At 53.9% G+C, this 23,216-nt stretch carries 19 protein-coding genes; 16 read left to right on the plus strand and 3 right to left on the minus strand.

Annotated features, from left to right (window positions below; genetic code table 11):
- Positions 1-20 precede the first annotated feature (20 nt).
- The 3 genes from dapD to map form a co-directional block, all read right to left on the minus strand.
- Positions 21-845, minus strand: a complete 825-nt coding sequence (dapD, locus tag SK50_RS06495; RefSeq protein ID WP_003856214.1) for a 2,3,4,5-tetrahydropyridine-2,6-dicarboxylate N-succinyltransferase — start codon at positions 843-845, stop codon at positions 21-23.
- A 32-nt stretch (positions 846-877) separates the two neighbouring features.
- A complete protein-coding gene (gene glnD / locus SK50_RS06500; RefSeq protein WP_045344487.1) occupies positions 878-3,553 on the minus strand; it encodes a bifunctional uridylyltransferase/uridylyl-removing protein GlnD in 2,676 nt (891 codons plus the stop codon).
- 62 nt (positions 3,554-3,615) lie between these two features.
- Positions 3,616-4,410: a type I methionyl aminopeptidase gene (map, locus tag SK50_RS06505; RefSeq protein WP_015572721.1), complete on the minus strand. Its 795-nt coding sequence runs from the start codon at positions 4,408-4,410 to the stop codon at positions 3,616-3,618.
- Between the two features lie 321 nt (positions 4,411-4,731).
- Here map and rpsB point away from each other — a divergent pair, with 321 nt between their 5' ends.
- The 16 genes from rpsB to dnaE all read left to right on the plus strand — a co-directional run bounded on the left by rpsB (position 4,732) and on the right by dnaE (position 23,206).
- Positions 4,732-5,457, plus strand: a complete 726-nt coding sequence (rpsB, locus tag SK50_RS06510) for a 30S ribosomal protein S2 (protein WP_003856207.1) — start codon at positions 4,732-4,734, stop codon at positions 5,455-5,457.
- A gap of 117 nt (positions 5,458-5,574) precedes the next feature.
- A complete protein-coding gene (gene tsf / locus SK50_RS06515; protein ID WP_015572722.1) occupies positions 5,575-6,426 on the plus strand; it encodes a translation elongation factor Ts in 852 nt (283 codons plus the stop codon).
- 149 nt (positions 6,427-6,575) lie between these two features.
- Positions 6,576-7,301 carry a UMP kinase gene (gene pyrH / locus SK50_RS06520; RefSeq protein WP_002889306.1) on the plus strand — a complete coding sequence of 242 codons (726 nt, stop codon included), beginning with the start codon at positions 6,576-6,578 and terminating at the stop codon, positions 7,299-7,301.
- Between the two features lie 167 nt (positions 7,302-7,468).
- Entirely contained in the window at positions 7,469-8,026 is a 558-nt protein-coding gene (gene frr, locus SK50_RS06525; RefSeq protein ID WP_017383739.1) for a ribosome recycling factor, read from the plus strand.
- Between the two features lie 92 nt (positions 8,027-8,118).
- On the plus strand, positions 8,119-9,318 hold the full coding sequence (gene ispC / locus SK50_RS06530; protein ID WP_015572723.1) for a 1-deoxy-D-xylulose-5-phosphate reductoisomerase: 1,200 nt from the start codon (positions 8,119-8,121) through the stop codon (positions 9,316-9,318).
- A 185-nt stretch (positions 9,319-9,503) separates the two neighbouring features.
- A complete protein-coding gene (ispU, locus tag SK50_RS06535) occupies positions 9,504-10,262 on the plus strand; it encodes a (2E,6E)-farnesyl-diphosphate-specific ditrans,polycis-undecaprenyl-diphosphate synthase (RefSeq protein WP_003856176.1) in 759 nt (252 codons plus the stop codon).
- A gap of 12 nt (positions 10,263-10,274) precedes the next feature.
- Positions 10,275-11,132, plus strand: coding sequence for a phosphatidate cytidylyltransferase (gene cdsA, locus SK50_RS06540; protein ID WP_003856175.1), 858 nt, complete (start codon positions 10,275-10,277; stop codon positions 11,130-11,132).
- Positions 11,133-11,143: 11 nt separating this feature from the next.
- On the plus strand, positions 11,144-12,496 hold the full coding sequence (gene rseP / locus SK50_RS06545; RefSeq protein ID WP_023303108.1) for a sigma E protease regulator RseP: 1,353 nt from the start codon (positions 11,144-11,146) through the stop codon (positions 12,494-12,496).
- Between the two features lie 31 nt (positions 12,497-12,527).
- Positions 12,528-14,945 (plus strand): outer membrane protein assembly factor BamA, encoded by a 2,418-nt coding sequence (bamA, locus tag SK50_RS06550; RefSeq protein ID WP_045344482.1) that lies wholly within the window; start codon positions 12,528-12,530, stop codon positions 14,943-14,945.
- Between the two features lie 123 nt (positions 14,946-15,068).
- Entirely contained in the window at positions 15,069-15,563 is a 495-nt protein-coding gene (skp, locus tag SK50_RS06555) for a molecular chaperone Skp (RefSeq protein WP_006810039.1), read from the plus strand.
- Between the two features lie 3 nt (positions 15,564-15,566).
- Positions 15,567-16,592: a UDP-3-O-(3-hydroxymyristoyl)glucosamine N-acyltransferase gene (lpxD, locus tag SK50_RS06560; RefSeq protein WP_045344483.1), complete on the plus strand. Its 1,026-nt coding sequence runs from the start codon at positions 15,567-15,569 to the stop codon at positions 16,590-16,592.
- Between the two features lie 104 nt (positions 16,593-16,696).
- The gene (fabZ, locus tag SK50_RS06565) at positions 16,697-17,152 is read left to right on the plus strand and encodes a 3-hydroxyacyl-ACP dehydratase FabZ (RefSeq protein WP_003856165.1); all 456 of its coding nucleotides are present in this window, start codon (positions 16,697-16,699) and stop codon (positions 17,150-17,152) included.
- 3 nt (positions 17,153-17,155) lie between these two features.
- A complete protein-coding gene (gene lpxA, locus SK50_RS06570; RefSeq protein WP_003856164.1) occupies positions 17,156-17,944 on the plus strand; it encodes an acyl-ACP--UDP-N-acetylglucosamine O-acyltransferase in 789 nt (262 codons plus the stop codon).
- Entirely contained in the window at positions 17,944-19,092 is a 1,149-nt protein-coding gene (gene lpxB / locus SK50_RS06575) for a lipid-A-disaccharide synthase (protein WP_003856161.1), read from the plus strand. The genes lpxA and lpxB overlap by 1 nt, the downstream gene beginning before the upstream one ends.
- Positions 19,089-19,685, plus strand: coding sequence for a ribonuclease HII (gene rnhB, locus SK50_RS06580; RefSeq protein ID WP_015572727.1), 597 nt, complete (start codon positions 19,089-19,091; stop codon positions 19,683-19,685). The genes lpxB and rnhB overlap by 4 nt, the downstream gene beginning before the upstream one ends.
- Before the next feature lie 38 nt (positions 19,686-19,723).
- A complete protein-coding gene (gene dnaE / locus SK50_RS06585) occupies positions 19,724-23,206 on the plus strand; it encodes a DNA polymerase III subunit alpha (RefSeq protein ID WP_017694479.1) in 3,483 nt (1,160 codons plus the stop codon).
- Positions 23,207-23,216 lie beyond the last annotated feature (10 nt).

A 23,216-nucleotide genomic window follows, 5' to 3' on the forward strand; every position in this document is an offset into this window, starting at 1 on the left:
CCGCTTTTTGTTATACCCGATTAATCGATGGTGCGCAGCAGTTCATTGATGCCCACTTTACCGCGCGTTTTCGCGTCCACTTTTTTCACGATGACCGCGCAATACAGGCTGTATTTGCCATCTTTAGACGGCAGGTTGCCGGAAACCACAACGGAACCAGCTGGAACGCGGCCGTAGTGAATTTCACCGGTTTCGCGATCGTAAATACGGGTGCTCTGGCCAATATAAACGCCCATGGAGATCACAGAACCTTCTTCGACGATCACGCCTTCAACCACTTCGGAACGTGCGCCGATGAAGCAGTTGTCTTCGATGATGGTTGGGTTAGCCTGAAGTGGCTCAAGAACGCCACCGATGCCCACACCGCCGGACAGGTGAACGTTTTTACCGATCTGCGCGCAGGAGCCGACGGTAGCCCAGGTGTCCACCATGGTGCCTTCGTCAACGTAGGCGCCGATGTTCACGTAGGATGGCATCAGCACGGTGTTGCGTGCGATGAAGGCACCCTGACGAACGGCCGCCGGTGGTACTACGCGGAAGCCCTCTTTCTGGAAGCGCGCTTCGTCGTAATCCGCAAATTTCATTGGCACTTTATCGAAGTAGCGGCTTTCTGCTCCGTCGATAACCTGGTTATCGTTGATGCGGAAAGAGAGCAGCACAGCTTTCTTCAGCCATTGATGAGTAACCCACTGACCGTCGATTTTTTCTGCCACGCGCAGCGCGCCGGAATCCAGCAGGGAAATAACCTGGTTTACCGCTTCACGGGTCACGGTATCCACATTTGCCGGAGTGATGTCGGCGCGACGCTCAAAAGCGGACTCAATAACGTTCTGTAACTGCTGCATTGTTTACTCTTTCCATTTCACTAAAAAACACGTCACCCTTTATCGTTTGGATTGAGGGCTGCTGTCAACCGTTGTTGCACTTCAAGTTGCAGGTCATTATTAAGGGCACGCCGGTCGGCCGTCGCGATTATAAATAAATCTTCTACTCGTTCGCCAATGGTTGTAATTCGGGCGCCGTGAAGCGAAATTCCCAGATCGGCAAAAACCTGACCGACGCGGGCTAGCAGCCCTGGCTGGTCGAGCGCAATCAGCTCAAGGAACGATTTACGGTCGGTATGGGTCGGCAGGAAATTGACCTCGGTATCGACGGTAAAGTGGCGCAGTTTTGCCGCCTGACGACGCGGCTGCGGAGGTTGCCAGCTGCGCTGCGTAATCGCCTGCTCGAGGCCAAAGCGTATCCCCTCATGCCTGTCCGACGACAGCGGGCTGCCGTCCGGCTCCAGCACAATAAAGGTGTCCATCGCCATGCCGTCGCGGGTGGTAAAAATCTGCGCGTCGTGCACGCTCAGGTTACGCCTGTCCAGCTCGGCACAGACCGCTGCAAACAAATAAGGCCGGTCCGGACTCCAGATGAAAATTTCCGTCCCGCCGCGCGTGGCCTGCGGGCTGAGCAGAATCATCGGTTTTGTCAGGTCGTGCTTCAGCAGATGCCGGGCGTGCCAGGCAAGCTGGTTTGGGCTGTGGCGCACAAAGTAGTTGGCGCGACAGCGCGCCCAAATCTGATGCAGCGCCTCTTCGTTGATGTTATCCATGCGCAGCAGAGCCAGCGCCTGCAACTGATGGTGGCGCACACGCTCACGCATGTCGGGGGTGTTCTGCATCCCGCGACGCAGCTGTTTTTCGGTGGCGAAGTAGAGTTCGCGCAGCAGGCTCTGCTTCCAGCTGTTCCACAGGGTTTCGTTGGTGGCGCAGATATCGGCTACCGTCAGGCAGACCAGGTAGCGCAGGCGGTTCTCCGTTTGCACTTCCTCGGCGAACTGCTTGATCACTTCCGGATCCTGAATATCACGACGCTGAGCGGTAACTGACATCAGCAGATGATGGCGAACCAGCCAGGCGATAAGCTGCGTTTCACGCGAGTTCAGGCCGTGCAGCTCGGCAAATTTCAGCACGTCCTGCGCACCGAGTACGGAGTGGTCGCCGCCGCGACCTTTGGCGATATCATGGAACAGGGCGGCGATCAGGATCAGCTCCGGGTGCGCCAGACGTGGCCACAGATCAACGCACAGCGGATGGCGGGATCGCGTCTCTTCTTTAGCGAAGCTTTCCAGCTTCAGCATGACGCGGATTGTGTGCTCATCTACCGTATAGGCGTGAAACAGGTCGAACTGCATCTGCCCGACAATATGCGACCACTGGGGCATATAGGCCCACAATACGCTGTGACGGTGCATCGGCAGCAGACCGCGGCTGACGGCGCCCGGATGACGAAGCATGCTCAGGAACAACGAGCGCGCCTCCGGGATGTAACACAGCGGCTGCTTCAGATGACGTCGTGCATGGCGCAGATGACGCAGGGTAGTGGAGTAGATCCCGGTGATCGTGCTGTTGCGCACCATGGTGTAGAACATTCGCAGGATCGCTTCCGGTTCGCGGATGAACAGCGTTTCGTCGCGCAGATCGATCAGCGTGCCGCGCAGCTGAAATTCGTCATCAATCGGACGCGGTTTTTCGTCTGCCGTCAGCGCGAGGATCGCCTCATCGAACAGCTGTAACAGCATCTGGTTCAGTTCAGAGACGCGGCGGGTGACGCGGAAGAAATCCTTCATCATTTGCTCGACCGGCTCGTTGCCCTCGCCCTGGTAATTCAGGCGCTGCGCCACGCTGAGCTGTCGGTCAAACAGCAGGCGATTATCGTAGCGGGTGACTTCCAGGTGCAGGGCAAAACGGATGCGCCACAGCAGATGCAGACACTCATTGAGTTCGTTACGTTCGGCTTCGGTCAGAAAACCAAACCCGACCATTTCGTCCAGCGATGTTGCCCCAAAATGGCGACGGGCGACCCATTGCAGCGTGTGGATATCGCGCAGGCCACCGGGGCTGCTTTTAATATCCGGTTCGAGATTATAGCTGGTACCGTGATAGCGCTGGTGGCGCTGGTTTTGTTCTTCGACTTTCGCGGCGAAGAATTTTTCCGAAGGCCAGAAGCCGTCGCTAAAGATGTGCTTTTGCAGTTCGAGGAACAGCGCAACGTCGCCAATCAGCAGGCGGGTTTCAATCAGGTTGGTGGCGACGGTCAGGTCAGATAACCCTTCCAGCAGACACTCTTCCAGCGTGCGTACGCTGTGGCCCACTTCCAGCTTTACGTCCCAGAGCAGGGTCAACAGTTCACCGATTTTCTGCGCCCGATCGTCCGGCAGTTTTTTACGGCTTAAGATCAGCAGGTCGATATCAGAGAGTGGATGCAGTTCACCCCGGCCATAGCCGCCGACCGCAACCAGCGCGACGTCGCTCACCTGTCCGAAACCGTAGTCGATCCACAGACGTTGCAGGAGCTGGTCGATAAATTCGGTGCGCGCTTCAATGAGCTGTTCGGCCGAAATGCCTACGTCAAATGCGTTACCCAGCCAGCGATGGAAAACCTCCATGTGGGCTTTGATATGCGCGCAGGTCAGCTCATGCGGTGGCCAGACGCCCGGGTTATCAGGCTGGTCGGGGAGGGTGGGAAGTGCTGTATTAGCATACTGTTCGGGTAAGAGATTACTCATCGTGCGCCACCCATAAGAAAAAGCTATCGCCATTAAAAAAGCCGGCATTCGCCGGCTTCTTATCACTCAATGTTCGTCAGTATCGCCGGGATGGTGTCATCCTTGCGCAACGTCATAATTTCGCAGCCGTTGTCTGTAACCACAATAGTATGCTCGTACTGGGCAGACAAGCTTCTGTCTTTGGTTTTTACCGTCCAGCCATCTTTCATGGTACGGATGCGGTAATCACCCGCGTTGACCATTGGTTCGATAGTGAAGGTCATGCCCTTTTGCAGCACTACGCCGCCGTCGTCTGCATCGTAGTGCAGAACCTGCGGTTCTTCATGGAACACACGACCAATACCGTGACCGCAATATTCGCGCACCACGGAGAAACCTTCCGCTTCCACAAATTTCTGAATTGCGGCGCCGATGGTGCGCAGGCGGATGCCCGGCTTCACCATTTTCAGCGCCAGGTAGAGGCTCTCTTGCGTCACTTTGCACAGACGCTCGCCCAGAATCGTTGGCTTGCCAACGATGAACATCTTAGAAGTGTCGCCGTGGTACTCGTCTTTAATCACGGTCACGTCGATGTTGACGATGTCGCCATCTTTCAGCAGCTTCTCGTCATCCGGAATGCCGTGGCAAACCACTTCATTAATAGAGATGCAGACGGATTTCGGGAAACCGTGATAGCCAAGGCAGGCGGAGACCGCGTGCTGCTCGTTGACGATATAGTCGTTACAGATGCGATCCAGTTCGCCAGTGCTGACGCCCGGTTTCACAAACGGCTCGATCATTTCCAGCACGTCCGCGGCCAGACGACCGGCGACGCGCATCTTTTCAATTTCTTCAGGTGTCTTAATAGAGATAGCCATGTAATCTGTCCATCGGTGTCGATTTTTTCGACAATACTAGTGTAAGTGTTGTCAATGGTATCAGTCAGGCGCACCCCGTGCCAAATTGAGAATCATTAACAGCACACTCCGCCAACAATTATTGGTTTCTGGCCGTGTTTTGTGATATAAAGCGCGCCGGACTTCCGATCCATCTCAGATACACAGGCTGGACGGGAGCGACAAATCTCACTTTGTGTAACAACACACACGTATCGGCACATATTCCGGGGTGCCCTTCGGGGTCGGTAATATGGGATACGTGGAGGCATAACCCCAACTTTCAATATAGAGGTTTTAAACATGGCAACTGTTTCCATGCGCGACATGCTCAAGGCTGGTGTTCACTTCGGTCACCAGACCCGTTACTGGAACCCGAAAATGAAGCCTTTCATCTTCGGCGCACGTAACAAAGTTCACATCATCAACCTTGAGAAGACTGTACCAATGTTCAACGAAGCCCTGGCTGAGCTGAACAAGATCTCTTCCCGTAAAGGTAAGATTCTGTTCGTTGGTACTAAGCGCGCTGCAAGCGAAGCTGTGAAAGATGCTGCTAACAGCTGCGACCAGTTCTTCGTGAACCATCGCTGGTTGGGCGGCATGCTGACCAACTGGAAAACTGTTCGTCAGTCCATCAAGCGCCTGAAAGATCTGGAAACCCAGTCTCAGGACGGTACTTTCGATAAGCTGACTAAGAAAGAAGCGCTGATGCGCACTCGTGAACTGGACAAGCTGGAAAACAGCCTGGGCGGTATCAAAGATATGGGCGGCCTGCCAGACGCGCTGTTCGTAATCGATGCAGACCACGAGCACATCGCAATCAAAGAAGCTAACAACCTGGGTATCCCGGTATTCGCTATCGTTGATACCAACTCCGATCCGGACGGTGTTGACTTCGTTATCCCGGGTAACGACGACGCAATCCGTGCTGTTAGCCTGTACCTGAGCGCTGTAGCTGCTACCGTTCGTGAAGGCCGTTCCCAGGATCTGGCTTCTCAGGCGGAAGAAAGCTTCGTAGAAGCTGAATAATAAGGTTTTACCCCTTATTAGTACCGTGTATGAATAGGGGCCCATTATCGGCCCCTTTTTTCAATTTATACTGTTTGGCTCCCGGCCGGGCAGTTCACATCTCCCGAGGATTTAAGAATGGCTGAAATTACCGCATCCCTGGTAAAAGAGCTGCGTGAGCGTACTGGCGCAGGCATGATGGATTGCAAAAAAGCGCTGACCGAAGCGAACGGCGACATCGAGCTGGCAATCGAAAACATGCGTAAATCCGGTGCGATCAAAGCAGCTAAGAAAGCAGGCAACGTTGCTGCTGACGGCGTGATCATCACCAAAATCGACGGCAACTACGGCATCATTCTGGAAGTTAACTGCCAGACTGACTTCGTTGCTAAAGATGCTGGTTTCCAGGCATTTGCTAACAAAGTTCTGGACGCAGCGGTTGCAGGCAAAATCACTGACGTTGAAGTTCTGAAAGCACAGTTCGAAGAAGAGCGTGTAGCGCTGGTTGCTAAAATCGGTGAGAACATCAACATCCGTCGCGTTTCTTCCCTGGAAGGCGATGTTCTGGGCTCTTACCAGCACGGCGCGCGTATCGGTGTTCTGGTTGCGGCTAAAGGCGCTGACGAAGAGCTGGTTAAACAGCTGGCAATGCACATCGCTGCAAGCAAACCAGAATTCGTTAAGCCAGAAGACGTGTCTGCTGAAGTGGTAGAGAAAGAGTACCAGGTTCAGCTGGACATCGCGATGCAGTCTGGTAAGCCAAAAGAAATCGCAGAGAAAATGGTTGAAGGCCGCATGAAGAAATTCACCGGCGAAGTTTCTCTGACTGGCCAGCCTTTCGTAATGGATCCAAGCAAGTCTGTTGCTCAGCTGCTGAAAGAGCACAACGCTGATGTAACTGGCTTCATCCGCTTCGAAGTGGGCGAAGGCATCGAGAAAGTTGAGACTGACTTCGCAGCAGAAGTTGCTGCAATGTCCAAGCAGTCTTAATGATTGAAAAGGAGCCGCCTGAGGGCGGCTTCTTTTTGTCACCCGTCTCACGAAATCAGACAGGCTCCAGTATCGCTGTGCTGATTTGCGACATATCATGTCGCCAGAATTAACCCCATCTTAATCGTTGACAGTCTCAGGAAAGAAACATGGCTACCAATGCAAAACCCGTGTACAAACGCATTCTGCTTAAGCTGAGTGGCGAAGCGCTGCAAGGATCGGAAGGCTTCGGTATTGACGCAAGCATCCTTGATCGCATGGCACAGGAAATCAAAGAACTGGTCGAACTGGGTATTCAGGTTGGCGTGGTCATTGGCGGTGGCAACCTTTTCCGTGGTGCTGGTCTGGCGAAAGCGGGGATGAACCGCGTAGTGGGCGACCACATGGGTATGCTGGCAACCGTGATGAATGGCCTGGCGATGCGTGATGCGCTTCATCGCGCCTATGTGAACGCTCGCCTGATGTCCGCTATTCCTTTGAATGGCGTATGCGATAACTACAGCTGGGCAGAGGCCATCAGCCTGCTGCGCAACAACCGCGTGGTGATCCTCTCCGCCGGTACGGGTAACCCGTTCTTTACCACCGATTCCGCAGCCTGTCTGCGCGGTATCGAAATCGAAGCCGATGTGGTGCTGAAAGCGACCAAAGTAGATGGCGTGTTTACTGCCGACCCGGCAAAAGATCCTTCAGCGACCATGTACGATCAGCTGACCTACAGCGAAGTGCTGGAAAAAGAGCTGAAAGTGATGGATCTTGCCGCCTTTACGCTGGCTCGTGACCACAAACTACCGATCCGTGTCTTCAACATGAACAAGCCTGGCGCGCTGCGTCGCGTTGTTATGGGCGAAAAAGAAGGCACTTTGATCACGGAATAATTTCCGTCGGCGATAAATACAGGTAAGATTCCGCTTTATTTCGACGTGGTATCTTACCCGGGCGCGCCTTTGGCGTTGTCATGAATTAAACGCGACTATACTTAGCACACCTGTAGCGCTGTGCTGGCGGATAGTCTGCCTGAGACAAGTTTTCAAGGATCCGTAACGTGATTAACGACATCAGAAAAGATGCTGAAGTACGCATGGAAAAATGCGTAGAAGCGTTCAAAAACCAAATCAGCAAAATCCGTACTGGCCGTGCTTCCCCAAGCCTGCTGGATGGCATTATCGTAGAATATTACGGTACGCCAACGCCTCTGCGTCAGCTGGCGAGCGTGACGGTAGAAGATACCCGTACCCTGAAAATCAACGTGTTCGACCGCTCAATGAGCCCGGCCGTTGAAAAAGCGATCATGGCATCCGACCTGGGTCTGAACCCAAGCTCAGCCGGCGCGGATATTCGCGTTCCACTGCCTCCGCTGACGGAAGAGCGTCGTAAAGACCTGATCAAAGTAGTTCGTGGTGAAGCTGAGCAGGGTCGTGTTTCCGTACGTAACGTGCGTCGCGATGCGAACGATAAAGTGAAAGCCCTGCTGAAAGAAAAAGAGATCAGCGAAGACGACGATCGTCGTTCTCAGGACGACATTCAGAAAATGACCGACGCGGCCATCAAGAAAATTGATGCGGCGCTGGCAGAAAAAGAAGCGGAACTGATGCAGTTCTGATTTTCGCTGTACACTGATAAACGCCGTTCAGAAGGACATTGAGTCTTGCTGGCGGCGTTTTGCTTTTATCTGGTCTAACTTTTGGGCATCTCATGAAGCATCTCACTCTCCTCGGCTCGACCGGCTCTATCGGTTGCAGCACTCTCGACGTTGTACGTCATAATCCTGACAGCTACACCGTGGCCGCGCTTGTGGCCGGAAAAAACGTGCAGCGAATGGTCGAACAGTGCCTGGAGTTTACCCCCCGTTTTGCGGTGATGGATGACGAAGAGAGCGCCCGCCAGGTGAAAGCGCTGTTGCAGGAGAAGGGCTGCCGTACCGAGGTACTCAGCGGGCAACAGGCGGCGTGCGATATGGCCGCGCTTGATGAAGTTGATCAGGTCATGGCGGCAATCGTCGGGGCGGCGGGTCTTCTGCCGACGCTTGCCGCTATTGATGCGGGTAAAGATGTCCTGCTTGCGAACAAAGAGTCGCTGGTCACCTGCGGACGCCTCTTTATGGAAGCGGTAAAACAGCGTGGGGCGCGTCTTTTGCCGGTCGATAGCGAACACAACGCGATTTTTCAGAGTTTACCTCAACCTTTTCAACAAAACCTGGGGTACGCTGACCTGGAGCAGAATGGCGTTGTGTCGATTCTGCTTACCGGGTCTGGTGGCCCGTTCCGTGAAACGCCACTGTCTGAATTGAGCGCAATGACGCCGGATCAGGCGTGTCGTCATCCGAACTGGTCAATGGGGCGTAAGATCTCCGTCGATTCGGCCACCATGATGAACAAAGGTCTGGAATACATTGAAGCTCGCTGGCTGTTCAATGCGTCGGCGAAACAGATGGAAGTGCTGATCCACCCGCAGTCGGTGATTCACTCGATGGTGCGCTATCAGGACGGCAGCGTGCTGGCCCAGCTGGGCGAACCGGATATGCGTACGCCTATTGCTCATACGATGGCGTGGCCAAACCGCGTAAAATCGGGCGTTAAGCCTCTCGATTTTTGTAAGCTGAGTTCACTGACGTTTAGCGAGCCTGATTACGACCGTTATCCCTGTCTGAAACTGGCGATGACGGCCTTCGATCAGGGGCAGGCGGCGACAACGGCGCTTAATGCAGCCAATGAAGTGACCGTTGAAGCATTCCTGAATCAGCAGATCCGCTTTACTGACATCGCCGCGTTGAATTTATCCGTGCTGGAGATAATGGATTTGCGTGAGCCGCAGAGCGTGGAAGAGGTGCTGGCCGTGGATGAACAGGCACGCATTGTTGCGCGTAAACAGGTGACACGTCTCGCAAGCTGGTGATAAAGCAAGCACTAGTCGTCGTGCTATTTGTTAGCGTTGGGCTTCAGTGATATAGTCTGCGCCACCTGATCGCAGGTATTTGGCTTTAAGTGGTCAGGTAAGCCGTGGTTTGACACGGCTTTTTTATGTATAGGCTTCAGTATTCCTGTGTACCGTTAAATCCTTTCAGGGACTAAAAACGCGTTATGTTGTCTGCGAATCAACCAATAAGCGAAAACTTGCCAGCACATGGCTGTCGCCATGTTGCAATCATCATGGATGGCAATGGCCGCTGGGCGAAAAGACAAGGGAAGATACGAGCCTTTGGGCATAAAGCTGGGGCGAAATCTGTTCGCCGCGCCGTCTCTTTTGCCGCCAATAACGGCATTGATGCGTTAACGCTCTATGCTTTTAGCAGTGAGAACTGGAATCGACCTGCGCAGGAAGTGACTGCGTTGATGGAACTGTTCGTGTGGGCGCTCGATAGTGAAGTAAAAAGCCTGCACCGCCACAACGTCCGCTTGCGTATTATTGGCGAAACCAGTCGCTTTAACTCACGTTTGCAGGAACGGATTCGCAAAGCAGAAGCGCTGACGGAAAATAATACCGGCCTGACGCTCAATATCGCGGCGAATTACGGCGGACGCTGGGATATTATCCAGGGGGTTCGGCATTTGGCTGAGCAGGTTCAGGAAGGGCTGTTAAGACCCGACCAGATTGATGAAGAGGCGCTGAGTCAGCAAATCTGCATGAATGAACTGGCACCCGTGGATTTGGTTATAAGGACAGGGGGGGAACATCGCATAAGTAACTTTTTGCTGTGGCAAATTGCCTACGCCGAACTTTACTTTACGGATGTTCTTTGGCCAGATTTTGATGAACAAGACTTTGAAGGTGCGCTGCATGCCTTTGCCAATCGAGAGCGTCGTTTCGGCGGCACCGAGCCTGGTGGCGATAACGCCTGATGGGGGTAGCTTTTGCTGAAGTATCGCCTGATTTCCGCTTTTGTATTAATACCCGTCGTCATCGCAGCGCTGTTTTTACTGCCTCCGGTGGGATTCGCTATTGTTACGCTGGTGGTGTGTATGCTCGCCGCGTGGGAATGGGGGCAGCTTAGCGGCTTTACCTCGCGCACTCAGCGGGTATGGCTGGCGGTACTCTGTGGTTTTTTACTGGCCCTGATGCTGTATACCTTGCCTGAATATCATCATGATGTTCACCAGCCGCTGGTTGCCGGATCCTTATGGATATCGCTGGCCTGGTGGATTGCTGCGCTTGTTTTAGTGCTTTTCTATCCGGGCTCTGCGGCGATCTGGCGCAACTCTAAAGTGTTGCGCCTTATTTTTGGTCTGCTCACGATTGTTCCGTTTTTCTGGGGGATGGTTGCGTTGCGCGCCTGGCACTATGACGAAAACCACTACAGCGGCGCGATATGGCTGCTTTATGTGATGATTCTCGTCTGGGGGGCTGACTCCGGGGCCTATATGTTTGGTAAACTGTTCGGCAAACATAAACTGGCGCCAAAGGTTTCTCCGGGCAAAACCTGGCAAGGCTTCATCGGCGGCCTGTTTACGGCAGCGATTATCTCCTGGGGCTATGGCGTCTGGGCGAATCTTGAGGTTGCCCCCTCCACGCTGCTGGTATGTTCGATTTTCGCGGCGCTGGCATCGGTGCTGGGTGATTTAACCGAGAGTATGTTTAAGCGTGAAGCAGGGATTAAGGACAGTGGTCACCTGATTCCAGGACATGGCGGAATACTGGATCGCATTGACAGCCTTACCGCGGCTGTTCCCGTATTTGCTTGCCTGCTTTTACTGGTGTTTGGGACGATATAACGGAAGGTTTTATGCTGAGCATTCTCTGGAATCTGGCGGCGTTCATTGTTGCACTGGGTGTACTGATTACCGTGCATGAATTTGGCCATTTCTGGGTTGCCCGGCGCTGTGGTGTGCGGGTGGAGCGATTCTCGATTGGCTTTGGCAAATCGCTCTGGAAGCGCACCGATAAGCATGGCACCGAGTTTGTCATTGCTCTGATTCCCCTGGGCGGCTATGTCAAAATGCTCGACGAACGCGTTGAGCCTGTCGCCCCGGAACTTCGCCATAGCGCGTTTAACAATAAAACTGTTGGACAACGTGCTGCCATCATCGCTGCCGGCCCGGTAGCCAATTTCATCTTCGCTATCTTCGCTTACTGGCTGGTGTTTATCATCGGCGTGCCTGGCGTGCGCCCGGTCGTGGGCGAAATCACTACGGGTTCTATTGCGGCAACGGCGCAAATTACACCGGGAATGGAACTTAAAGCGATTGATGGTATCGAAACCCCTGATTGGGATGCCGTGAGGTTACAACTGGTTGCCAAAATTGGTGATGAGCAGACAACCGTCAGCGTATCGCCATTTGGTTCCGACCAGCGGCAGGAAAAAGTGCTGGATTTACGCCACTGGCGCTTTGAGCCAGACAAAGAGGACCCTGTCGCCGCACTCGGGATTCGACCGCGCGGCGCGCAGATCGAGCCGGTATTAGCCGAAGTACAGGCCAAATCGGCAGCGAGTAAAGCAGGTTTACAAGCGGGTGACAGGATCGTTAAAGTCGATGGTCAGCCATTAACACAATGGATGACCTTTGTTACTCTGGTGCGCGATAATCCAGGCAAGCCGCTCGCGCTGGAAGTGGAAAGGCAGGGGAGTTCGCTCTCACTGACTCTCACCCCGGATACCAAATCGGGCGGCGGTAAGGCGGAAGGGTTTGCAGGCGTTGTGCCGAAAGTGATCCCACTGCCAGATGAGTACAAGACAATACGCCAGTATGGGCCGTTTAGCGCCATCGTTGAGGCCACGGATAAAACATGGCAGCTGATGAAGCTTACGGTCAACATGTTGGGGAAATTGATAACCGGTGATGTGAAACTGAACAACCTCAGTGGGCCAATTTCGATTGCTCAGGGGGCTGGGATGTCAGCGGAGTTCGGGGTGATTTACTATCTCATGTTCCTTGCGCTGATTAGCGTGAACCTGGGGATAATCAACCTGTTCCCGCTTCCCGTATTAGATGGGGGCCATCTGCTGTTTTTAGCGATTGAAAAGCTAAAAGGCGGACCGGTATCCGAGCGAGTTCAAGACTTTAGTTATCGCATTGGCTCGATTTTGCTGGTGCTGTTAATGGGGCTTGCACTTTTCAATGATTTCTCTCGGTTGTAAGAGAGTTAGTTAGGAAGAACGCATAATAACGATGGCGATGAAAAAGTTGCTCATAGCGTCGCTGCTGTTTAGCAGCGCGACCGTATACGGTGCTGACGGGTTCGTAGTGAAAGATATTCATTTCGAAGGCCTTCAGCGTGTCGCCGTTGGTGCGGCCCTCCTCAGTATGCCTGTGCGCCCCGGCGATACGGTTAATGATGAAGATATCAGTAACACCATCCGTGCTCTGTTTGCCACTGGCAACTTTGAGGACGTCCGCGTCCTGCGCGATGGTGATACGCTGGTGGTTCAGGTAAAAGAACGTCCAACGATTGCCAGCATCACTTTCTCCGGTAACAAATCGGTGAAAGACGACATGCTCAAGCAGAACCTTGAGGCATCGGGTGTTCGTGTGGGGGAATCTCTGGACCGCACAACCCTTGCAGACATTGAAAAAGGTCTGGAAGATTTCTACTACAGCGTCGGTAAATACAGCGCGAGCGTTAAAGCGGTTGTTACACCGCTGCCACGTAACCGTGTTGACCTGAAACTGGTCTTCCAGGAAGGTGTTTCTGCGAAGATCCAGCAGATCAACATCGTGGGTAACCACGCGTTCAGCACCGACGAACTGATCTCCAACTTCCAGCTGCGTGACGAAGTGCCGTGGTGGAACGTGGTAGGCGATCGTAAATACCAGAAACAGAAACTGGCGGGTGACCTTGAAACCCTGCGCAGCTACTATCTGGATCGCGGTTACGCCCGTTTCAACATCGATTCAACTCAGGTGAGTCTGACTCCGGACAAGAAAGGTATCTACATTACCGTTAACATCACAGAAGGCGATAAGTACACGCTTTCGGGTGTTGAAGTCAGCGGCAATCTGGCAGGACATTCAGCTGAAATTGAATCTCTGACCAAAATTCAGCCGGGCGATCTGTACAGCGGATCTAAAGTCACCAAAATGGAAGACAGCATTAAGAAGCTGCTCGGCCGTTATGGTTATGCGTATCCGCGTGTGCAAACGCAGCCGGAAATTAACGACACGGATAAAACCGTTAAGCTGCACGTTAACGTTGATGCGGGCAACCGCTTCTACGTGCGTAAGATCCGCTTCGAAGGTAACGATACCTCTAAAGACTCCGTTCTGCGCCGTGAAATGCGCCAGATGGAAGGGGCATGGCTGGGAAGCGATCTGGTAGATCAGGGTAAAGAGCGTCTGAACCGTCTGGGCTACTTCGAAACGGTCGATACCGATACTCAGCGTGTACCAGGTCGTCCGGATCAGGTTGATGTTGTTTATAAAGTTAAAGAACGTAATACCGGTAGCTTCAACTTCGGTATTGGTTACGGTACTGAAAGTGGCGTGAGCTTCCAGGTCGGTGTTCAGCAGGATAACTGGCTGGGTACGGGCTACTCTGTCGGTATCAACGGGACGAAAAACGACTACCAGACCTACTCTGAGTTTTCCATTACCAACCCATACTTCACCGTTGACGGTGTAAGCCTGGGCGGTCGTATCTTCTATAACGACTTTAAAGCGGACGACGCGGACCTCTCCTCGTATACCAACAAGAGTTACGGTCTGGATGGTACGCTTGGCTTCCCGGTTAACGAATACAACACCTTGCGCGCAGGTTTAGGGTACGTGCATAACGACCTGTCCAACATGCAACCGCAGGTGGCGATGTGGCGTTACCTGGACTCCATCGGTCAGTCGGCGAGTACGTCCAGCGATGACAACGGTTTCGCCGCGGATGACTTCACCTTCAACTACGGTTGGACCTACAACCGTCTTGACCGTGGCTACTTCCCGACGGAAGGTTCACGCGTCAACCTGAACGGTAAAGTGACTATCCCGGGCTCGGATAACGAGTTCTACAAGGTCACGCTGGATACGGCGTCCTACTTCCCAATTGATGAAGATCACAAGTGGGTTGTTCTGGGTCGTACCCGTTGGGGTTATGGTGACGGTATTGGAAGCAAAGAACTGCCGTTCTATGAAAACTTCTACGCCGGTGGTTCAAGCACCGTGCGTGGCTTCCAGTCCAATAACATTGGTCCGAAAGCGGTTTATTACGGCGGTAATGACGAAGATAACTGCGCAAGCCGTGATCCTAAGCAAGTATGTAGCTCTGATGACGCAGTAGGTGGTAACGCTATGGCCGTGGCGAGCCTCGAGTTCATCACGCCTACGCCGTTTATCAGTGATAAGTATGCGAACTCCGTGCGTACCTCCTTCTTTATGGATGCAGGTACGGTGTGGGACACCAACTGGGAGAACACCGCCCAGATGCGTGCGGCGGGGGTTCCGGACTACAGCGATCCGAGCAACATTCGCATGTCCGCAGGTATCGCATTACAATGGATGTCACCGCTGGGGCCGTTGGTCTTCTCTTACGCCCAGCCGTTTAAGAAATACGATGGAGACAAAGCGGAGCAGTTCCAGTTTAACATTGGTAAAACCTGGTAATAATCCGCTGCAATGGAATGCGTTGGCAGTGTAGCGCTGACAACCGGCGATCGGTAACACGGTCGCCTTGCCACGCAAAGAACGGTACCCCTCGGGTGCCAATGGGATGGTAAGGAGTTAATTGTGAAAAAGTGGTTATTAGCTGCAGGTCTCGGTTTAGCGATGGCAACTTCTGCTCAGGCAGCGGATAAAATTGCAATCGTCAACATGGGTAATTTGTTCCAGCAGGTTGCACAGAAAACCGGTGTTTCTGCAACGCTGGAAAACGAATTCAAAGGCCGTGCGAGCGAACTGCAACGTATGGAAGGTGATCTTCAGTCCAAGATGCAGCGTCTTCAGCGTGATGGTTCTACCATGAAAGCGAGCGAGCGCAGCAAACTGGAAAAAGACGTCATGTCTCAGCGCCAGACCTTCTCTCAGAAAGCACAGGCTTTCGAGCAGGATCGTCAGCGTCGTTCTAACGAAGAGCGTGGCAAACTGGTGACGCGTATTCAGTCTGCCGTTAAAGCAGTAGCAGCCGATCAGAGCATCGATCTGGTTGTTGATGCGAACGCCGTTGCATTCAACAGCAGCGATGTTAAAGACATCACCGCTGATGTTCTGAAACAGGTTAAATAAGTAATGCCTTCAATTCGACTGGCTGATTTAGCTCAGCAGTTGGATGCAGAATTACACGGTGATGGCGATATCGTCATCACCGCTGTTGCGTCCATGCAATCTGCTAAAGCAGGCACTATTACCTTCATGGTAAGCCCTAAGTACCGTGAACACCTGGCCCAGTGCCAGGCGTCTGCCGTTGTGCTGACGCAGGACGATCTTCCGTTTGCCACTAGCGCTGCACTGGTAGTGAAAAATCCCTACCTGACCTATGCGCGCATGGCCCAAATTCTTGATACCACGCCGCAGCCGGCACAGAACATTGCAGCCAGTGCTGCGATTGATCCGACGGCTCAGCTGGGTAACAACGTATCAGTCGGCGCAAACGCCGTTATCGAATCCGGCGTTGTTTTGGCTGATAACGTGGTGATTGGCCCTGGCTGCTTTGTTGGAAAAAATACGAAAATTGGCGCAGGGACTCGTCTGTGGGCCAATGTCTCTGTCTACCATGAGGTTGAGATTGGCGAGAATTGTCTCGTTCAGTCCAGCACGGTGATTGGTTCTGACGGATTTGGTTACGCCAACGATCGGGGTAACTGGGTTAAGATCCCTCAGCTGGGTCGCGTGATTATCGGCGATCGTGTGGAGATCGGCGCTTGCACAACTATCGACCGCGGTGCGCTTGACGACACCATTATTGGTAACGGTGTTATCATAGACAACCAGTGCCAGATTGCACATAACGTTGTGATTGGCGACAATACCGCAGTTGCGGGTGGTGTTATCATGGCAGGCAGCCTGAAAATTGGCCGTTACTGCATGATTGGCGGTGCCAGCGTGATCAATGGCCATATGGAAATATGCGACAAAGTCACGGTGACGGGGATGGGTATGGTGATGCGTCCAATCACTGAGCCTGGCGTTTATTCCTCAGGTATTCCGCTGCAACCGAACAAGGTCTGGCGTAAAACAGCTGCACTGGTGATGAATATTGATGATATGAGCAAGCGACTCAAAGCGATTGAGCGCAAAATCGATCAACAAGACTAAGCGTTCATCCGTTTAACGCTAAATTTCCCGGCCTGTCGGCTTTGTTTATAAACCGGCAGGCCGTGTTATTATTGCTACTTAGTACATTTGACAGGAAGAGTATTTTGACTACTGACACTCATACTCTGCATATTGAAGAGATTTTAGAACTTCTGCCGCACCGCTATCCGTTTTTACTGGTAGACCGTGTGCTGGATTTTGAAGAAGGTCGTTTTCTGCGCGCAGTGAAAAATGTCTCCGTTAACGAGCCGTTCTTCCAGGGGCACTTCCCTGGTAAGCCTATCTTCCCGGGTGTATTGATCCTGGAAGCGATGGCACAGGCTACCGGTATTCTGGCGTTTAAAAGCGTAGGTAAACTGGAACCGGGTGAACTCTATTACTTCGCGGGTATCGATGAAGCGCGCTTCAAGCGTCCGGTCGTGCCTGGTGATCAAATGATCATGGAAGTCACTTTTGAAAAAACGCGTCGCGGCCTGACTCGCTTCAAAGGCGTAGCTATGGTTGACGGCAAAGTTGTTTGCGAAGCGACAATGATGTGTGCGCGTAGCCGGGAGGCCTGATACGTGATTGATAAATCCGCCTTTATTCATCCTACCGCCATTGTGGAAACGGGTGCCATCATTGGTGCCAACGTCCACATTGGCCCGTTTTGTATTGTTGGACCCCATGTCGAAATTGGTGAGGGTACAGTACTGAAATCTCACGTTGTCGTGAATGGTCATACCACCATTGGCTGCAACAATGAGATCTATCAGTTCGCCTCCATCGGCGAAGTTAACCAGGATCTCAAGTATGCTGGCGAACCGACCCGCGTGGAAATCGGCGATCGTAACCGCATTCGCGAAAGCGTCACCATTCATCGTGGTACAACGCAAGGCGGTGGATTGACGAAGGTGGGCAGCGACAACCTGTTTATGGTTAATGCGCATATTGCGCACGACTGTACCGTGGGTAGCCGCTGTATTCTCGCCAACAACGCAACGCTGGCGGGACACGTATCGGTTGATGATTTCGCCATTATTGGCGGCATGACCGCAGTCCATCAGTTCTGCATCATTGGTGCACACGTGATGGTCGGCGGATGCTCCGGTGTGGCGCAGGACGTCCCACCGTTTGTGATTGCGCAGGGCAACCATGCCACGCCGTTTGGCGTGAACATCGAAGGTCTCAAGCGTCGTGGTTTTAGTCGCGAAGCGATTACTGCCATCCGCAACGCGTACAAACTGCTGTACCGTAGCGGTAAAACGCTGGAAGAGGCTAAGCCGGAAATTGCCGAGCTGGCGAATAAGCACCCTGAAGTGAAAACGTTCATGGAATTCTTTGAACGTTCAACCCGTGGTCTGATTCGTTAATGGTCGACAGTCGTCCGCTTACCATCGCCCTGGTCGCCGGAGAAACCTCCGGCGATATTCTTGGTGCAGGTCTTATCCGCGCGCTTAAAGCCCGTGTACCCAATGCTCGCTTTGTGGGCGTGGCTGGGCCGCTGATGCAGGCCGAAGGCTGTGAAGCCTGGTATGAAATGGAAGAGCTGGCTGTGATGGGCATCGTCGAGGTGCTGGGGCGCTTGCGTCGCCTGCTGCATATTCGCGCCGACCTTACCCGCCGCTTTACCGACCTCAAGCCCGATGTTTTTGTCGGCATTGATGCGCCTGATTTCAATATTACCCTTGAAGGGAACCTGAAAAAGCAGGGGATCAAAACTATCCATTACGTCAGTCCGTCCGTGTGGGCGTGGCGACAGAAACGCGTTTTCAAAATCGGACGATCCACTAATCTGGTGCTGGCTTTTCTGCCTTTCGAAAAAGCGTTTTACGACAGATTTAATGTCCCGTGCCGTTTTATCGGTCATACCATGGCGGATGCCATGCCGCTGGATCCGGATAAAAACGCGGCGCGTGACGAACTGGGCATCCCGCATGATGTGCACTGTCTGGCGCTGCTGCCAGGGAGCCGGGGTGCGGAAGTTGAAATGCTCAGTGCCGATTTCCTGAAAACGGCGCAAATTCTTCGCAAGACTTACCCCGATCTTGAAGTGGTCGTGCCGCTGGTGAATGCCAAACGCCGCGAGCAGTTTGAGCGTATCAAAGCTGACGTCGCCCCGGATCTTCACGTCCGCCTGCTGGACGGGAAAGGGCGGCAAGCCATGTTTGCGAGCGATGCCGCACTACTGGCTTCCGGCACGGCTGCGCTGGAGTGTATGCTGGCAAAATGCCCAATGGTGGTCGGTTATCGCATGAAGCCGTTTACCTTCTGGCTGGCAAAACGTCTGGTAAAAACAGATTACGTATCCCTGCCAAACCTGCTTGCGGGTCGCGAGCTGGTGAAAGAGCTCTTGCAGGATGAATGCCAGCCGCAGGCGCTGGCTGATGCATTACTGCCGCTGCTGGCCAACGGTAAAACCAGCCACCAGATGCATGATACCTTCCGTGAACTGCATCAACTGATCCGCTGTAATGCTGATGAGCAGGCGGCCGATGCGGTGCTGGAGTTAGCACAATGATGGAATTTATTTATCCCCATACCCACCTCGTTGCCGGTGTGGATGAAGTCGGTCGTGGCCCGTTAGTGGGTGCCGTTGTGACCGCGGCGGTGATCCTCGATCCAGCCCGCCCGATCGTTGGCCTGAACGACTCGAAAAAACTGAGTGAAAAGCGTCGCCTGGCGCTGTTCGATGAAATTAAAGAAAAGGCGCTGGCCTGGAGTCTCGGGCGCGCAGAGCCGGATGAGATCGACGATCTGAACATTCTGCACGCCACCATGCTGGCGATGCAGCGTGCCGTCGCTGGCCTGAAGATTGTGCCTGAGTATGTGCTGATCGACGGTAACCGTTGCCCGGCGCTGCCGATGCCTTCCATGGCTGTTGTTAAAGGCGATAGCCGCGTCGCAGAAATCAGTGCGGCGTCAATCATTGCCAAAGTGACGCGCGATGCCGAAATGGCCGCGCTGGACCTCACTTATCCCGCGTATGGTTTCGCCCAGCACAAGGGATATCCAACGGCTTTCCATCTGGAAAAGCTGGCTGAACATGGCGCAACTGAACATCATCGGCGCAGCTTTGGCCCGGTGAAACGCGCGCTGGGACTGGTGTCCTGAATCAAGACGCAAGCAATTAAGTAACGCGGGATCTGAAGATGGCTGAACCACGTTTCGTACACCTGCGGGTGCATAGCGACTACTCCATGATCGATGGGCTGGCAAAGACCGGGCCGCTGGTAAAAAAGGCGGCCTCGCTTGGCATGCCTGCGCTGGCGATCACCGATTTTACCAACCTGTGTGGCCTGGTGAAGTTCTACGGAACGGCGCATGGCGCAGGATTAAAGCCCATCGTCGGCGCGGATTTTCATGTGCAGAGCGACCTGCTCGGCGATGAGATGACGCAAATTTCCGTGTTAGCCATGAATAACACGGGTTATCAGAACCTCACTCTGCTGATCTCAAAAGCCTACCAACGCGGTTACGGCGCACTGGGTCCATGGATTGACCGCGACTGGCTGGCGGAGCTGAACGAAGGTTTGCTGCTGATCTCCGGTGGCCGTATGGGGGATGTCGGCAAATGTCTGCTACGCGGTAATAACGCGCTGGTGGATCAGTGCGTCTCGTTCTACGAAGAGTATTTCCCGGATCGTTATTACCTGGAGCTGATCCGTACCGGGCGTGCGGATGAAGAGAGCTACCTGCATGCGGCCGTCGCCCTGGCGGAAGCGCGTGGCCTGCCTGTGGTGGCCACCAACGATGTGCGCTTCCTTGAGGCGGGTGATTTTGACGCGCATGAAATTCGCGTCGCTATCCACGACGGTTTCACCCTCGACGATCCAAAACGCCCGCGCAACTACTCATCGCAGCAGTACATGCGCAGCGAAGAGGAGATGTGTGAGCTCTTCTCGGACATCCCGGAAGCGCTGGAAAACAGCGTAGAGATTGCCAAGCGCTGTAACGTCACCGTGCGTCTCGGCGAATACTTCCTGCCGCAGTTCCCGACGGGAGACATGACCACCGAAGATTTCCTGGTCATGAAATCGAAAGAGGGTCTGGAAGAGCGTCTGGAATTCCTCTTCCCGGATGAAGCGGTCCGTAAAGAGAAACGTCCTGAATATGACGAGCGCCTGGATATTGAACTCCAGGTGATCAACCAGATGGGGTTCCCAGGCTACTTCCTGATCGTGATGGAGTTCATCCAGTGGTCGAAAGATAACGGCGTGCCGGTAGGTCCGGGCCGTGGTTCTGGTGCCGGCTCGCTGGTGGCGTATGCTCTGAAAATCACCGATCTCGATCCGCTGGAATTTGACCTGCTGTTCGAACGTTTCCTCAACCCGGAACGTGTCTCCATGCCCGACTTTGACGTCGACTTCTGCATGGAAAAACGCGACCAGGTGATTGAGCACGTGGCCGATATGTACGGTCGTGATGCGGTTTCGCAGATCATTACCTTTGGTACGATGGCCGCGAAAGCGGTTATCCGCGACGTGGGCCGCGTTCTGGGCCACCCGTACGGTTTTGTCGATCGTATCTCTAAGCTGGTGCCGCCCGATCCGGGCATGACTCTGGCGAAAGCCTTTGAAGCTGAACCTCAGCTGCCGGAAATCTACGAAGCCGACGAAGAGGTCAAAGCGCTGATCGACATGGCGCGCAAGCTGGAAGGCGTCACGCGTAACGCCGGTAAGCATGCGGGGGGGGTGGTTATCGCCCCGACCAAAATCACCGACTTTGCGCCGCTGTACTGCGACGAAGCGGGCCAGCATCCGGTCACCCAGTTCGACAAGAACGACGTAGAATACGCCGGGCTGGTGAAGTTCGACTTCCTCGGCCTGCGTACGCTGACCATCATCAACTGGGCGCTGGAGATGATCAACGCCCGTCGCGAGAAGAACGGCGAACCGCCGCTGGATATCGCGGCTATCCCGCTTGATGACAAGAAAAGTTTCGACATGCTGCAACGCTCGGAGACGACAGCCGTCTTCCAGCTTGAATCCCGCGGCATGAAAGATTTGATTAAGCGTCTGCAACCAGACTGCTTCGAAGATATGATCGCGCTGGTGGCCCTGTTCCGTCCGGGGCCGTTGCAGTCGGGGATGGTAGATAACTTTATCGACCGTAAACACGGGCGCGAAGAGATTTCCTACCCGGACGTGCAGTGGCAGCATGAAAGCCTGAAACCGGTACTGGAGCCAACCTATGGCATCATCCTGTATCAGGAACAGGTCATGCAGATCGCCCAGGTGCTTTCTGGTTATACCCTTGGCGGCGCAGACATGCTGCGTCGTGCGATGGGTAAGAAAAAGCCGGAAGAGATGGCCAAGCAGCGTTCCATCTTTGAGGATGGGGCGAAGAAAAACGGCGTCGATGGCGAACTGGCGATGAAAATCTTCGACCTGGTGGAGAAATTCGCCGGGTACGGATTTAACAAATCCCACTCCGCCGCCTATGCTTTGGTTTCGTATCAAACGCTGTGGCTGAAGGCTCACTATCCCGCTGAGTTTATGGCGGCGGTAATGACCGCCGATATGGACAACACCGAGAAGGTGGTTGGCCTGGTGGACGAGTGCTGGCGCATGGGGCTGAAGATCCTGCCGCCGGATATTAACTCTGGCCTGTACCATTTCCACGTTAACGATGACGGGGAAATCGTCTATGGGATCGGCGCGATCAAGGGCGTAGGTGAGGGGCCGATCGAGGCGATCATCGAAGCGCGTAACAACGGCGGCTATTTCCGCGAGCTGTTCGATCTGTGCGCCCGCACCGATACCAAAAAACTGAACCGCCGGGTGCTGGAAAAACTGATCATGTCCGGCGCGTTTGACCGGCTGGGGCCACACCGCGCCGCGCTGATGAACTCGCTCGGCGATGCGCTGAAAGCAGCCGATCAGCACGCGAAAGCGGAAGCCATTGGCCAGGCAGATATGTTCGGCGTGCTGGCGGAAGAGCCAGAGCAGATTGAGCAGTCTTATTCCAACTGCCAGCCCTGGCCAGAACAGGTGGTGCTGGATGGGGAGCGGGAAACGTTAGGCCTGTACCTGACGGGGCACCCGATCAACCAGTATCTGAAAGAAATTGAGCGCTATGTCGGCGGCCACAGGCTTAAAGACATGCATCCGACAGAACGTGGTAAAATCACCACGGCTGCGGGGCTCGTGATTGCTGCAAGGGTAATGGTCACCAAGCGCGGCAATCGTATCGGCATCTGTACCCTGGATGACCGTTCCGGGCGTCTGGAGGTGATGTTGTTCACCGACGCGCTGGATAAATACCAGCAATTGCTGGAAAAAGACCGCATACTTATCGTCAGCGGACAGGTCAGCTTTGATGACTTCAGCGGGGGGCTTAAAATGACCGCCCGCGAAGTGATGGACATTGACGAAGCCCGGGAAAAATATGCTCGCGGGCTTGCTATCTCGCTGACGGACAGGCAAATTGATGACCAGCTTTTAAACCGACTCCGTCAGTCTCTGGAACCCCACCGCTCGGGGACCATTCCAGTACATCTCTACTATCAGAGGGCGGATGCACGTGCGCGGTTGCGCTTTGGTGCAACGTGGCGTGTCTCTCCGAGCGATCGTTTACTGAACGATCTCCGTGGCCTCATTGGTTCGGAGCAGGTGGAACTGGAGTTTGACTAATACAGGAATA

Origin of the sequence: Enterobacter sp. BWH64 (genome assembly GCF_001037645.1) — a bacterium.
Taxonomy (GTDB): Bacteria; Pseudomonadota; Gammaproteobacteria; order Enterobacterales; family Enterobacteriaceae; genus Enterobacter; species Enterobacter hormaechei_C.

What these genes read in the sequence shown, in the direction of transcription:
- rpsB (WP_003856207.1), top strand. Translation starts at nt 4,732, where the DNA reads ATGGCAACTGTTTCCATGCGCGACATGCTCAAGGCTGGTGTTCACTTC.
- map (WP_015572721.1), bottom strand. Translation starts at nt 4,410, where the DNA reads ATGGCTATCTCTATTAAGACACCTGAAGAAATTGAAAAGATGCGCGTC.
- rseP (WP_023303108.1), top strand. Translation starts at nt 11,144, where the DNA reads ATGCTGAGCATTCTCTGGAATCTGGCGGCGTTCATTGTTGCACTGGGT.
- ispU (WP_003856176.1), top strand. Translation starts at nt 9,504, where the DNA reads ATGTTGTCTGCGAATCAACCAATAAGCGAAAACTTGCCAGCACATGGC.
- tsf (WP_015572722.1), top strand. Translation starts at nt 5,575, where the DNA reads ATGGCTGAAATTACCGCATCCCTGGTAAAAGAGCTGCGTGAGCGTACT.
- bamA (WP_045344482.1), top strand. Translation starts at nt 12,528, where the DNA reads ATGGCGATGAAAAAGTTGCTCATAGCGTCGCTGCTGTTTAGCAGCGCG.
- lpxD (WP_045344483.1), top strand. Translation starts at nt 15,567, where the DNA reads ATGCCTTCAATTCGACTGGCTGATTTAGCTCAGCAGTTGGATGCAGAA.
- pyrH (WP_002889306.1), top strand. Translation starts at nt 6,576, where the DNA reads ATGGCTACCAATGCAAAACCCGTGTACAAACGCATTCTGCTTAAGCTG.
- rnhB (WP_015572727.1), top strand. Translation starts at nt 19,089, where the DNA reads ATGATGGAATTTATTTATCCCCATACCCACCTCGTTGCCGGTGTGGAT.
- dnaE (WP_017694479.1), top strand. Translation starts at nt 19,724, where the DNA reads ATGGCTGAACCACGTTTCGTACACCTGCGGGTGCATAGCGACTACTCC.
- glnD (WP_045344487.1), bottom strand. Translation starts at nt 3,553, where the DNA reads ATGAGTAATCTCTTACCCGAACAGTATGCTAATACAGCACTTCCCACC.
- dapD (WP_003856214.1), bottom strand. Translation starts at nt 845, where the DNA reads ATGCAGCAGTTACAGAACGTTATTGAGTCCGCTTTTGAGCGTCGCGCC.
- lpxB (WP_003856161.1), top strand. Translation starts at nt 17,944, where the DNA reads ATGGTCGACAGTCGTCCGCTTACCATCGCCCTGGTCGCCGGAGAAACC.
- ispC (WP_015572723.1), top strand. Translation starts at nt 8,119, where the DNA reads ATGAAGCATCTCACTCTCCTCGGCTCGACCGGCTCTATCGGTTGCAGC.